11 protein-coding genes are annotated in these 13,346 nt (G+C 61.9%); 9 read left to right on the top strand and 2 right to left on the bottom strand.

The window, feature by feature from the left end:
* Positions 1-86 precede the first annotated feature (86 nt).
* Together ACSQ3S_RS16515 and ACSQ3S_RS16510 are read left to right on the top strand one after the other, a co-directional pair.
* Positions 87-530 (top strand): MarR family winged helix-turn-helix transcriptional regulator, encoded by a 444-nt coding sequence (locus tag ACSQ3S_RS16515; RefSeq protein ID WP_436143048.1) that lies wholly within the window; start codon positions 87-89, stop codon positions 528-530.
* On the top strand, positions 527-1,963 hold the full coding sequence (locus tag ACSQ3S_RS16510; protein ID WP_436143047.1) for an MDR family MFS transporter: 1,437 nt from the start codon (positions 527-529) through the stop codon (positions 1,961-1,963). Before ACSQ3S_RS16515 ends, ACSQ3S_RS16510 begins: the two co-directional genes overlap by 4 nt.
* 6 nt (positions 1,964-1,969) lie before the next feature.
* Here the strand turns inward: ACSQ3S_RS16510 and ACSQ3S_RS16505 are convergent, their stop codons facing one another.
* On the bottom strand, positions 1,970-3,616 hold the full coding sequence (locus ACSQ3S_RS16505) for a 3-(methylthio)propionyl-CoA ligase (RefSeq protein WP_436143046.1): 1,647 nt from the start codon (positions 3,614-3,616) through the stop codon (positions 1,970-1,972).
* Positions 3,617-3,761: 145 nt separating this feature from the next.
* Between ACSQ3S_RS16505 and ACSQ3S_RS16500 the strand changes: the two genes are divergently transcribed.
* The 7 genes from ACSQ3S_RS16500 to ACSQ3S_RS16470 all read left to right on the top strand — a co-directional run bounded on the left by ACSQ3S_RS16500 (position 3,762) and on the right by ACSQ3S_RS16470 (position 9,143).
* Positions 3,762-5,228 carry a protein adenylyltransferase SelO gene (locus ACSQ3S_RS16500; protein WP_436145033.1) on the top strand — a complete coding sequence of 489 codons (1,467 nt, stop codon included), beginning with the start codon at positions 3,762-3,764 and terminating at the stop codon, positions 5,226-5,228.
* A gap of 14 nt (positions 5,229-5,242) precedes the next feature.
* Complete coding sequence (gene msrB, locus ACSQ3S_RS16495) at positions 5,243-5,641, top strand: peptide-methionine (R)-S-oxide reductase MsrB (protein ID WP_176650632.1); 399 nt, start codon at positions 5,243-5,245, stop codon at positions 5,639-5,641.
* Between the two features lie 9 nt (positions 5,642-5,650).
* Positions 5,651-6,280, top strand: coding sequence for a septation protein A (locus ACSQ3S_RS16490; RefSeq protein ID WP_176650631.1), 630 nt, complete (start codon positions 5,651-5,653; stop codon positions 6,278-6,280).
* The gene (locus tag ACSQ3S_RS16485; protein WP_353398479.1) at positions 6,277-6,561 is read left to right on the top strand and encodes a BolA family protein; all 285 of its coding nucleotides are present in this window, start codon (positions 6,277-6,279) and stop codon (positions 6,559-6,561) included. The genes ACSQ3S_RS16490 and ACSQ3S_RS16485 overlap by 4 nt, the downstream gene beginning before the upstream one ends.
* Positions 6,562-6,683: 122 nt before the next feature.
* Positions 6,684-7,463, top strand: a complete 780-nt coding sequence (locus ACSQ3S_RS16480) for a peptidylprolyl isomerase (RefSeq protein WP_176650629.1) — start codon at positions 6,684-6,686, stop codon at positions 7,461-7,463.
* A gap of 100 nt (positions 7,464-7,563) precedes the next feature.
* Positions 7,564-8,340 (top strand): foldase protein PrsA, encoded by a 777-nt coding sequence (locus tag ACSQ3S_RS16475; RefSeq protein ID WP_176650628.1) that lies wholly within the window; start codon positions 7,564-7,566, stop codon positions 8,338-8,340.
* A gap of 137 nt (positions 8,341-8,477) precedes the next feature.
* Complete coding sequence (locus ACSQ3S_RS16470) at positions 8,478-9,143, top strand: DNA alkylation repair protein (RefSeq protein WP_436143045.1); 666 nt, start codon at positions 8,478-8,480, stop codon at positions 9,141-9,143.
* A 43-nt stretch (positions 9,144-9,186) separates the two neighbouring features.
* On the opposite strand, the gene purL is transcribed toward ACSQ3S_RS16470, so the two are convergent.
* A complete protein-coding gene (gene purL, locus ACSQ3S_RS16465) occupies positions 9,187-13,260 on the bottom strand; it encodes a phosphoribosylformylglycinamidine synthase (protein ID WP_436143044.1) in 4,074 nt (1,357 codons plus the stop codon).
* Between the last annotated feature and the right edge of the window lie 86 nt (positions 13,261-13,346).

Raw genomic sequence — 13,346 nt, 5'->3', positions numbered from 1 at the left:
GGCCGCCGCCGGGCTTTTTTTGTCTTGAAATCCGGCAACGTCCGCGTTAAGATAGATAGGTAACCTACCTATCTTTACTCTACCCCATGGAAAAACCTGTTCCGCAGGAAGCCATCGCGCTGGCCGACGAATTGCGCAACGTCCTGCATCACGTATTTCGCCGCATCCGCCAGGAGGGCGACAGCGATCCGTCCGGCCTGTCGCTGCAGCACAGGATGCTGCTGTCGACCATCAGCCAGACGCCGGGCATCGGCGTAGCCGAACTGGCGCGCATGGAAAAGCTGCGCGGACCGACCATGAGCGGCCATATCAAGTCGCTGGAAGCGGCCGGTCTGATACGGCGCGACACGCCCGATCCGGAAGACCGCCGCCGCAGCGGCCTGCTGCTGAGCGAGCACGGCGCCGCCGTGCTGGAAGACATCCGCAACCGCCGCCGCGACTGGCTGGCGCGCAAGCTGGCGCAACTGCCGCCGGAAGGCGCGCAGGCGCTACGCAACGCACTTATTTACCTCAACGAGATCGGCGAATGACCATTCCTTCCGCAGCCCCCACCCGGCTTGAAATCCGCGCCATTTACCGCGGGCTGGTCATCATGATCGCCCTGTCCGCGCTGGACCAGAGCATCGTCGCCACCGCGTTGCCGCGCATCGTATCGGACCTGGGCGGCATGACCCATCTGTCGTGGGTGGTGACGGCCTATGTGCTGGCCTCGACCGCCACCATGCCGCTGTACGGCAAGCTCAGCGACCAGTACGGCCGCAAGCCGCTGCTGTACACCGCCATCATCACTTTCCTGGCCGGCTCGATGCTGTGCGGCCTGGCGCAGAACATGTTCCAGCTGATCGCCTTCCGCGCCATACAGGGTCTGGGCGCGGGCGGCTTCCTGCCGCTGGCGCAGATCGTCATCGGCGATTTGATACCGCCGGCCGAACGCGGCAAGCGCCAGGGCAGCATCGCCGCCGTGTACGCGGTGACCAGCGTGCTGGGACCTGTGATCGGCGGCCTGCTGACGGACTGGCTGTCGTGGCACTGGATCTTCTACGTCAACCTGCCGGTCGGCGCGCTGGCGCTGTACGCGATCGCCAAGTCCATGCACGGCGACCGTCCGCACCACGCGCACAAGATCGACTACCTGGGATCGGCGCTGATGACCGGCGCCGTGACGGCTGCGCTGCTGGTGCTGGCGCTGGGCGGCACCGAATGGCCGTGGGATTCGCATGAGGTGAAGTTCCTGAGCCTGCTGTCGGCGGCACTGGCGGCCGCGTTGCTGGCCCACGTGCGCCGCGTGCCCGAGCCGGTGCTGCCGCCAGACCTGTTCCAGAACCGCGTGTTCAACGTGGCCAGCATCGTGCTGGCGCTGACCTTCGTCGGCATGATGGGCTCCAGCGTGTTCTTCCCGCTGCTGTTCCAGATGGTGATGGGCGTCAGCCCCGCCAACTCGGGCCTGCTGACGATGCCGATGATGGTCGGCCTGGTGATCTCGTCCACGCTGAACGGCCGCGTGCTGGCCAAGTCGGGGGGCCGCTACAAGCCGGCGCAAATCATCGGCCTGAGCCTGGCGACGCTGTCGTTCGGCGTGCTGGCCTGGTCCATCTCGACCTCGGCCGGCTACACGGTGCTGGAGCCGGCCATTTTCGTGCTCGGCGCCGGCCTGGGGCTGGTGATGCCTAACATGACGATGGCGGTGCAGAACGCCCTGCCGGCCACGCGGCGCGGCGTCGGCACGGCGATGCTGGCCTTCTTCCGTTCGTTGGGCGGCCTGGTCGGCGTGACGGGGTCCGGCGCGATCCTGGCGCAGCGACTGCACGGACAGGCCGCGACCGCCGACGTCTATCGCCACGCGATCGCCAGCATCTTCACCGCCGGCACCGTGCTGGTCGGGCTGGGCTTGCTGATGCTGTACTTCCTGCCCGAGCTGCCGCTGGCGACCCACACCGCGGAGCACGCCAGGATGGCGAAATAAAGTTGTTCAGGCGCCGGGCAGCTTGTGGTCGCGGTACTGCTCGCGCAGCTTGTTTTTCTGGATCTTGCCGGTGCCGCCGACCGGCAGCGCATCGGCGAACACCACGTCGTCCGGCAGCCACCATTTGGCCACCTTGCCGGTGAAATGGGCCAGCAACTCCTCGCGCGTGACTTCCTGCCCGGGCCGGCGCACCACCACCAGCAGCGGCCGCTCGTCCCACTTCGGATGGGCCACGCCGATGCAGGCCGCCTGCATCACCGCCGGGTGCGACATGGCGACGTTTTCCAGGTCGATGGTGCCTATCCATTCGCCGCCGGACTTGATGACGTCCTTGCTGCGGTCGGTGATCTGCATGAAGCCGTCGACATCGATGGTGGCCACGTCGCCAGTCGGGAACCAGCCATCCTCCAGCACGTCGCCGCCCTCGTCCTTGAAGTAGCGCGCCGCCACCCACGGCCCCTTGACCAGCAGGTGGCCGTAGCTGACGCCGTCCCACGGCAGTTCCTTGCCGTCGTCGTCGACGATCTTCATGTCGACGCCGTAGATCGCGTGCCCCTGCTTTTGCAGGATCTTGCGCTGCTCCGCCTTCGGCAGTTCCAGGTGCTTGCACAGCAGGCCGCCGGTGGTGCCCAGCGGCGACATCTCGGTCATGCCCCAGCCATGGATGACCTCGACGCCGAACTCGTCGATCAGCGTGTTCATCATCGCCGGCGGACAGGCCGAACCGCCGATCACCGTGCGGCGGAAGGTCGAGAACTTCAGCTTGTTCTGGATCGCGTAGTTGAGCAGGCCCAGCCACACGGTCGGCACGCCGGCCGAGAACGTGACCTTTTCGCTTTCCATCAGGTCGTAGACCGACTTGCCGTCCAGCGCGCCGCCGGGAAACACCATCTTGGCGCCCGACAGCGGCACCGAGTACGGCAGGCCCCAGGCGTTGACGTGGAACATGGGCACCACCGGCATCACGGTGTCGCGCGACGACACGTTGAGCACGTTGGGCAGCGCCGACGCGTAGGCATGCAACACCGTGGAGCGGTGCGAGTACAGCACGCCCTTCGGATTGCCGGTGGTGCCGGAGGTGTAGCACAGCGTGCTGGCGGAGTTCTCGTCGAACAGCGGCCACCGGTAATCGTCCGAGTGGGCGTTGATCAGGTCCTCGTAGGACATCAGGTTGGGGATCTTGCTGTCGGCCGGCAGGCGGTCGGCCTCGCCCAGCAGGATGAAGCCCTTGATGGTCTTGCAGTGGGGCGCGAACACTTCCACCAGCGGCAGGAAGCAAAAATCGAACAGCAGGTACTGGTCTTCGGCGTGGTTGCAAATGTAGGCCAGCTGCTCGGGATGCAGGCGCGGATTGATCGTATGCAGCACGGCGCCGGAACCGGACACGCCGTAGTACGCCTCCAGGTGGCGGTAGCCGTTCCACGCCAGCGTGCCGACGCGCTCGCCCATGCGCACGCCCAGGCCCTGCAGCGCGTTGGCCAGGCGCTTGGCGCGCCGGTGGCAGTCGCGGAAAGTGTAGCGGTGCAGGTCGCCCTCGACGCGCCGCGAGACGATCTCGCTGTTGGCGTAGTGGCGGGCGGCGAATTCGAGGATGCCGGACACCAGCAGTGGCTGGTTCATCATCTGGCCCATCAATGGACTCTGGGGATACATGGCTGCCTCGGGAAAAGTTAATTTTATGTGAACAAGTTTGTGACGCGGCCGCGCTCAGCGTCAATGGTTTTCGATGCTGCATTGCAGCAGCCATGGCGTGCGGTAAAATTGACGGCTTACGCCCTTACACAGAACGGGAACCGCCATTACTGCCTCAAAACTGCCGCTGGACAATTCCTTCGCGTCCCTGCCGCCTGCCTTCTACACCCGCCTGATGCCGACGCCGCTGCCGGCGCCGTATCTGGTCGCCGTCAGTGCGCCCGCCGCCGACTTGATCGGACTCACGCCGGCCCAGGTCGCCGACGGACTCGACGTCCTGATCGGCAACGCCGCGCCCGAGCGCGCGCTGCCGCTGGCTGCCGTGTATTCCGGCCACCAGTTCGGCGTCTGGGCCGGCCAGCTGGGTGACGGCCGCGCCATGCTGTTCGGCGACGTCACCACCAGCGAAGGGCCGATGGAGCTGCAATGGAAAGGCGCCGGCCTGACGCCCTACTCGCGCATGGGCGACGGCCGTGCCGTGCTGCGCTCGTCGATCCGCGAATTCCTGTGCTCCGAGGCGATGCACGCACTGGGCATTCCCACCTCGCGCGCGTTGTCGGTGGCAGGTTCCGACCAGGGCGTGATGCGCGAGACGGTCGAGACGTCGGCCGTGGTGGTGCGCATGGCGCCGACCTTCGTGCGCTTCGGCTCGTTCGAGCACTGGTTTTACCGCAAGAAGCAGGAAGAATTGAAGATACTGGCCGATTACGTCATCGACCGCTTCTATCCCGAGCTGCGCGACGCGGAAAATCCGTACCAGGCCTTGCTGGCCGAAGTCTCGCGCCGCACCGCGCACATGATCGCGCAATGGCAGGCGGTCGGCTTCATGCATGGCGTGATGAACACCGATAACATGTCCATCCTCGGCCTGACGCTGGACTACGGCCCGTTCGGCTTCATGGAAGCTTTCGATTCCGACCACATCTGCAACCACACCGACCAGCAGGGCCGCTATTCGTACTCGAACCAGCCGCAGGTCGGCCACTGGAATTGCTACGCGCTGGGCCAGGCACTGCTGCCGCTGATCGGCGAAGTGGAAGCGGCGCAGGCCGCGCTGGACGTTTACCAGCCCGAGTTCGCCGCAAAAATGGACGAACTGCTGCACGCCAAGCTGGGCCTGGCCACGCTGGAGCAGCACGCCGACGCCGACCGCGCGCTATTCGACGCCATGTTCGCGCTTATGCATGCCAACAGCGTCGATTTCACCCTCTTCTTCCGTCGCTTGAGCGGCATCAAGGCTACCGACGCCAGCGGCGACGAACCGCTGCGCGACCTGTTCATCGACCGTCCGGCCTTCGACGCCTGGGCGCTGCAATATCGCGCCCGCCTGCAGGCCGAGTCCAGCGACGATGCAAGCCGCAAGCTTGCGATGGACCGGGTCAACCCCAAATACGTGCTGCGCAACTACCTGGCCCAAGTGGCGATTGAAAAAGCGCAAAATAAGGACTTTACTGAAGTTGAGCGCCTGCTGTCAGTTTTGCAGCGCCCATACGACGAACAGCCCGAGCACGAACAATACGCAGCCTTGCCGCCGGACTGGGCAAGTCATTTAGAAGTCAGCTGTTCCTCTTAAGCGAGCACTAAGCCATGACAAATAAAGTCACCAAATCCGACGCCGAATGGCGCGCCATGCTGGATCCGATGGAATATCAAGTCACGCGCCACGCGGCTACCGAACGCGCTTTTACCGGCAAGTTCTGGGATCATCACGAACACGGCATCTACACCTGCGTATGCTGCAATACGCCGTTGTTCCGTTCCGACGCCAAATTCGACTCGGGCTGCGGCTGGCCCAGCTACTTCGAGGCGCTCGATCCGGCCAATGTCATTGAAAAAACCGACCGTACGCATGGTATGCTGCGCACCGAAATCATTTGCGCGGTCTGCGATGCGCACTTGGGTCACGTGTTCCCGGACGGCCCGCCGCCGACCGGGCTGCGTTATTGCATCAATTCCGCCTCTTTACGCTTTGATCCACAAGACTAATAAGACACTATGAAATTTCTGTTCGACCTGATCCCGCTGCTGCTGTTCTTTGTCGCCTACAAGCTGTCGGGCTGGAACGCGGACGCCGCCCAGCACTTCATCAACACCTACCTGAGCGGCATCGTCTCCGGCGGGACGGTCACCACCGAGCAGTCGCCGATCGTCATCGCCACGCTGGTCGGCATCGTGGCGACGATGGGCCAGATCGGCTACGTCAAGGCGCGCGGCCGCAAGGTCGACTTCGTGCTGTGGTTTTCGCTGGCCATGTTTGTATTCTTCGGCGGCCTGACGATATACCTGCACGACGAGGATTTCATCAAATGGAAATTGAGTATCGTGTATTGGTTCTTTGCCTCGGGCCTGCTGGTGAGCGAGTTCGTCTTTAAAAAGAACCTGATGCGCAAATCGATGGAAGAAATCATCCAATTGCCGGACCTGATCTGGGCGCGCCTGAATCTGGCCTGGATATGTTTCTTTATCGCAATGGGCTTCCTGAATTGGTATGTCGCCTTCGTCTTGTTTAAAGGAGACACCAGTTCATGGGTCAGCTTTAAAGCCTTCGGCTCGACCGCCCTGATGTTTGTGTTTATTGTTGCGCAAACGATTTATCTGTCGCGCCACATGAAGGATGAAGCATGAGCGACCTGACCAAGGACACGCGCATGGAGCGCATGCGCAGCCGCTTCGAGGCCGCTTTGACGCCGGTGGAGCTGACGCTGGAAGACGATTCCGCCCTGCACGCCGGCCATGCCGGGGCCGCCTCCGGCGGGGGGCATTACAACGTCAGAATTGTTTCGTTACAATTCGAGGGCCTCAAACTCGTCACAAGACATCGACTCGTGTATGATTCCGTGCACGATATGATGCATAAAGAAATTCATGCATTGGCCATTACCGCATTGGCTCCGTCCGAAGTATGATGTAACGCTTGGTGTGGGAACGGTTGGCGTCGTCGAAAATAATTGAGCACAAAGACAGATAGCTGATCCAACTCCTACCGCCCGGCAATTTCGCTAAAACTTTCCCCTTACAGGAATTAATAATGACTTTCAAGCCAGCCAGTTTGCTGATTGCACTTCTCGCCGTTATCGCCGTACCTGCTTTCGCACAAAACGTTGCCGTAGTTAATGGCAAAGCCATCCCAACGTCGCGCGTCGACGCCGTGGTCAAGCAAGTCGTTGCTCAAGGCCAGCAGCCTGATTCGCCACAACTGCGCGAACTGATCAAGAAAGACCTGATCGGCCGCGAAGTGATGATGCAGGAAGCGGAAAAACAAGGTTTCGGCAAGGACGCAGCGGTCAAGGCGCAAATCGAAAACGCCCGTCAAGCCATCATCATCAACTCGCTGATCGGCGACTACGTCAAGAAAAACCCGGTGTCGGACGCCGACATCAAGGCTGAATACGACCGCTTCACCGCACAGGCCGGCGACAAGGAATACCACGTCCGCCACATCCTGCTGGGCACCGAAGCCGAAGCGAACGACGTGATCGCCAAGATCAAGGGCGGCGCCAAGTTTGAAGACCTGGCAAAAACCTCGAAAGACACCGGTTCGGCAGCCAATGGCGGCGATCTGGACTGGGCCTCGCCTTCGTCCTTCCCGCCAGCGTTCTCGGCCGCCTTCGTGGCCCTGCAAAAAGGCCAGGTCACCGAGAAGCCTGTGCAGACCCAGAACGGCTTCCACGTCATCAAAGTGGACGACATCCGTCCAGCCAAGCTGCCTACCCTGGAAGAAGTGAAACCGCAAATCGCGGAAGCGCTGACCCAGAAGAAACTGCAGGCTTACCAGGAAGAACTGGTCAAGAAAGCAAAAGTGCAGTAATGTTACAAAAGGCGGCGCCCTGCGGGGCGCCGTTTTTGATTTTGCGTTGGTACAATGCACCGCCCGAGTGCGATTTCTTGATTTTTTATAGGATTTAATAATGATGTTGAAGCCAGCCCGCCTGTTGTTAGCACTGATCGCTGTCGTTGCAGCTCCGGTATTCGCGCAAAACGTCGCGACCGTCAATGGCAAGGCTATTCCTGCCTCCAAGGTAGACCAGATGGTCAAGCAAGTCGTCGCCCAAGGCCAGCAGCCTGACAGCCCGCAACTGCGTGAAATGGTCAAGAAAGAACTGATCGGCCGCGAAGTGATGATCCAGGAAGCGGACAAGCAAGGTTTCGGCACCAAGCCGGAAGTCAAGGCCGCGATTGAAAACGCCCGTCAAAGCATTATCATCAATGCGATGCTGGCTGATTACGTAAAGAAAAACCCAGTCAAAGATACTGAAATCAAAGCTGAATACGACAAGTATAAAGCAGCGATGGGCGACAAAGAATATCACTCGCGTCATATCCTGGTCGCTACCGAACAGGAAGCCAAGGATATTATCGCCAAGCTGAAAGCCGGCGGTAAATTCGAAGAATTGGCTAAAGTATCGAAAGACGGTTCGGCCAATAACGGCGGCGACCTGGGCTGGATGACTCCAGGCAAACTGGTCAAGCCTTTCGCTGATGCGATGGTCGCGCTGAAAAACGGCGAGATTACCCAAACCCCGGTTAAAACCGAATTCGGCTATCACGTGATCAAGCTGGAAGAATCCCGCGCGACCAAACTGCCGGCACTGGAAGAAGTCAAAGGCCAGGTTGCAGAAGCCCTGCAACAGCGCAAAATCGCCGCTTATCGCGACGAGCTGAGCAAGAAAGCCAAGATCCAGTAATACTGGTTTCGCGGTTATAAAAGGCGCCTCTTGAGGCGCCTTTTTTTTACACCTTGAATATGCCAGTTTTTAGCTTATTCACGCCAGGAACCGGCTTATCTACGGGGCGAAACGTGGAGTCGGCTATAATCTGCAGCATGAATCCACAGTTCCAGGCCGACCTTGAAGCGGCCCTCGCCACCGTCACCGATGCCGCCCGCGCACCTGCCATGCGCGCCTACATGCGCGATCAATTCGATTATCTGGGCGTCGGCACGCCGCAACGACGGCTGGCGGCCAAGCCGCTTTTAAAGACTTTAAAAGGCTCAGGTCCGGATAATCTGCTGGATTATGCATGCGCATTATGGGAGTTGCCGCAGCGTGAATATCAATATGTGGCGATCGATTTACTGGCGATGCACTGGAAAGAAATGGATATCCTGCATATTCCACGACTGCTTGCATTGGCACAGAATAAATCGTGGTGGGATACCGTGGACGCGCTGGCCGTGGTAATCAGCGACGTGCTGCGACATAAACATGATGAAATGGACGCTGCGCTCACCCACGATAATATGTGGGTGCGGCGCATCGCCTTGCTTCATCAATTAGGCTGGCGTGACAAAGTCGACACGAATCGATTATTCAATTACGCGCTGACGTTATCGCACGAAAAAGAATTCTTCATACAAAAGGCAATTGGCTGGGCGTTGAGGGATTATGCCCGCCACGATCCCGACGCAATCCGGGCATTTACCTTGAAAGAAAAACCGCGCTTATCCGCACTAAGCTTCCGAGAGGCCAATAAGCATTTATCCAAATAAAAAGCCGGATCGCTCCGGCTTTTTTATTTGGCACGTCGTTAAATTAACCGACGAATTTACGGGCATTGCGGAACATGCGCATCCACGGTGAATCCTCACCCCACGATTCTGGATGCCACGATTGCTGCACCGAGCGGAATACGCGTTCGGCGTGCGGCATCATAACCGTGAAGCGGCCGTCGGCCGTCGTCACCGACGTCAAGCCTTGCGGCGAGCCGTTCGGATTGTACGGATAGGCTTCCGTGGCGGCGCCGCGATTGTCGACGAAGCGCATCGCTGCCACGGCTTCGCTGATGTTGCCGGTCTGCGTGAAGTCGGCATAGCCTTCGCCGTGGGCGATGGCGATCGCGGTTTGCGTGCCGGCCATGCCGTTGAAGAAGATCGACGGCGAATCCAGCACCTCCACCATCGCGAAGCGGGCTTCGAACTTCTCCGACTTGTTGGTGGTGAACTTCGGCCACGCGTGTGCGCCAGGGATGATGGATTTCAGATTGCTCATCATCTGGCAGCCGTTGCAGACACCCAGGCCGAAGCTGTCGGTGCGCGCGAAGAAGCGGGCGAACTGCTCGGACAGCGCGGCGTTGAACAGGATGGTCTTGGCCCAGCCCTCGCCGGCGCCCAGCACGTCGCCGTACGAGAAGCCGCCGACGGCGATGATGCCCTGGAAGTCGTCCAGCTTGACGCGGCCGGCAATCAGGTCGCTCATGTGCACGTCGACGGCGTTGAAGCCCGCCTGGTGCATCACGTATGCGGTCTCGATGTGCGAGTTGACGCCCTGCTCACGCAGGATGGCGACGCGCGGACGCACGCCGGTGGCCAGGAACGGCGCGGCCACGTTTTCCGCCAGGTCGAAGGTGATCTTCGGCGTGATGCCGGGATCGGTGACGTCCAGGATGCGGTCGTATTCGGCGTCGGCGCAGGCCGGATTGTCGCGCAGGCGGGCGATGCGCCAGCTGGTCTCGCTCCACAGGCGGTGCAGTTCGGCGCGCGGCTTGGCGTAGATGATCTTGGCGTCGCGGGTGAACTCGATCACGCCACGGTCGTTCGGCTTGCCGATGATGTGGCTGCAGGCGCCGAGGTTGAAGGTGCGCAGCACGTCCATCACCAGCGACTTCTCTTCAGCGCGCACCTGGATCACGGCGCCCAGCTCTTCGGAGAACAGCGCGCGCAGCGTTTGCTCGTTGCGGCGTTCGGCGATCTGGCCGGCCCAGTTCTTGGCGTCGCCCTGGTCGGCGCCATGGCCCTCTTCCAGCGTCAGGATGTCGAGGTTGATCGACAGGCCCGCGCGGCCGGCGAAGGCCATCTCGGTCAGCGTGCCATACAGGCCGCCGTCGGAGCGGTCGTGGTAGGCCAGCAGCTTGCCGTCGTTGTTCAGTTGCTGGATCGCGGTGAAGAAGGCTTTCAGGTCTTCAGCGCTGTCGACGTCCGGCGTCTCGTTGCCCAGCTGGCCCATGACCAGCGACAGCGCCGAGGCGCCCAGGCGGTTCTTGCCGCGACCGAGGTCGATCAGGATGATGGCGGTGTCGCCGGCATCGGTCTTGATCTGCGGCGTCAGCGACTTGCGCACGTCGTGCACCGGCGCGAAGGCCGAGACGATCAGCGATACCGGCGAAGTGACAGCTTTGGCAATGCCAAAGCTGTCAGCCTTCTCGTCACTTTCGTCTTTCCACGTGGTGCGCATCGACAGCGAATCCTTGCCGACCGGGATGCTGACGCCCAGCGCCGGGCACAGCTCCATGCCGACCGCCTTGACGGTGTCGAACAGCGCGGCATCCTGGCCCGGCTGGCCGCAGGCGGCCATCCAGTTGGCGGACAGCTTGATGTCGGAGATATCCTTGATCGGCGCGGCGGCGATGTTGGTGATCGCCTCGGCGACCGCCATGCGGCCCGACGCTGCGGCGTCGATGACGGCCAGCGGGGTACGCTCGCCCATCGCCATCGCTTCGCCCAGGTAGCCCTCGAAGCTCATCGCGGTGACGGCGCAATCGGCCACCGGCACCTGCCACGGGCCTACCATCTGGTCGCGCACGGACATGCCGCCCACGGTGCGGTCGCCGATGGTGATCAGGAAGGACTTGTCGCCGACGGTAGGCAGCAGCAGCACGCGCTTGGCCACTTCCTCCAGGTCCATGCCGGTCAGGTCGATGGCCGGCAGCTCGTTCTGCACGTGGTGTACGTCGCGCTGCATCTTCGGCGGTTTGCCCAGCAAGACGTCCATCGGCATGTCGACCGGCTCGTTGCCCAGCTCAGGATCGATCAGTTTCAGTTGACGCTCTTCGGTCGCGGTGCCGACCACGGCGTACAGGCAGCGTTCACGCTCGCACAGCGCCTTGAACATCGGCAGGTTGTCCGGCGCGATCGCCAGCACATAGCGCTCCTGCGATTCATTGGACCAGATTTCCTTCGGCGCCATGCCGCTTTCTTCCAGCGGGATCTTGCGCAGGTCGAAGATCGCGCCGCGCTTGGCGTCGTTGGTGATTTCCGGGAAGGCGTTCGACAAACCGCCGGCGCCCACGTCGTGGATCGAGATGATCGGGTTCTTGGCGCCCAGCTGCCAGCAACCGTTGATCACTTCCTGGGCGCGGCGTTCCATTTCCGGGTTGCCGCGCTGGACCGAGTCGAAGTCCAGGTCGGCGGTGTTGGTGCCGGTGGCCATCGACGATGCGGCCGAGCCGCCCATGCCGATGCGCATGCCGGGACCGCCCAGTTGCACCAGCAGGCTGCCGACCGGGATGTCGTTCTTGTGCGTGTGCTGGCCGGAGATGTTGCCGATGCCGCCGGCGATCATGATCGGCTTGTGGTAGCCGAACACGGTGTCCTGCGCGCCGGCGAACTGCTTGCCGATGTTCTGTTCGTAGGTACGGAAGTAACCGCCCAGCACCGGACGACCGAATTCATTGCTGAACGCGGCGCCGCCCAGCGGGCCTTCGATCATGATCTGCAAGGCCGAGGCGATGCGGTCAGGCTTGCCGTAGGCCTTGGTGCTGTCGCGGTAATCGCTGACCGGCGCGGTGACGTCGGCATCGTTTTCCCAGGCCTGCACGGCGCCCGGCAGCATCAGGTTCGATACGGTGAAGCCGGTCAGGCCGGCCTTGGGCTTGGCGCCGCGGCCGGTCGCGCCCTCGTCGCGGATCTCGCCACCGGCACCGGTCGAGGCGCCGGGGAACGGGGAGATCGCGGTCGGGTGATTATGGGTTTCCACTTTCATCAGCGTGTGCGTCAACTCGGTGGTCGGCGCGTACTGATGCGCGTCGCCCTGCGGGAAGAAGCGCATCACTTCGGCGCCTTCCATGATCGACGAGTTGTCGCTGTAGGCGACGATCGTGCCTTTCGGCTGCAACTGGTGGGTGTTCTTGATCATGCCGAACAGCGACTTGGTTTGCGCCACGCCGTCGATGGTCCAGTCGGCGTTGAAGATCTTGTGGCGGCAGTGCTCCGAGTTCGCCTGCGCGAACATCATCAGTTCGACGTCGGTCGGATTGCGGCCTGCCTTGGTGAAGGCGGCGTCCAGGTACTCGATCTCGTCGTCGGACATGGCCAGGCCCAGGTCCGTGTTGGCCTTCTCCAGCGCGGCCTTGCCCATGCCGATCACGTCCACCGATTCCAGCGGCTTGGCGTCCAGCGTGCGGAACAAACCGGCCGCGTCGTCCGGCGAGCGCAGCACCGATTCGGTCATGCGGTCGTGCAGCAGCGCGGCGACAGCCTGCACTTCTTCTTCCGACAGCTTCTTGGCGGCGCCGATGCTGCTGCCCAAAATGCCGGTCTTCAGGTTGATGCGGAAGGCGATGCCCCGCTCGACGCGCTTGACGTGCGCCATGCCGCAGTTGTGGACGATGTCGGTGGCCTTCGAGGCCCACGGCGAGATCGTGCCGAAGCGCGGGATGACGAAGAACTCTTCGACTGCGCCGTCGGTGTTGTCGGCGTGGGCCGGCTCACCGTAGGTCAGCAGCGCGCCAAGGCGGCTGGTGTCGTCGGCCGACAGCGGCGCGGCGGCGTCGATGAAGTGGACATAGCGCGCCTGGACGGCGGCGACGGCAGGCAGCGCGGCTTGCAGTTGAGTTAACAGGCGTTGGCTACGGAATGCGGACAGGGCGTTGGAGCCCGGCAGAATCAACATATTTGGAGGATGGTTGATGCAGCGTGGCTGCGGATTAAAGGGTGATGGAGCACGAGATACTTGTCTTGCAGAATTCCTTTGCGCGC

The sequence above is a fragment of the Duganella sp. LjRoot269 genome (genome assembly GCF_964254095.1).
GTDB classification, from domain to species: Bacteria; Pseudomonadota; Gammaproteobacteria; order Burkholderiales; family Burkholderiaceae_D; genus Rugamonas; species Rugamonas hordei.
This window is presented reverse-complemented; position numbering and strand designations above follow the sequence as displayed.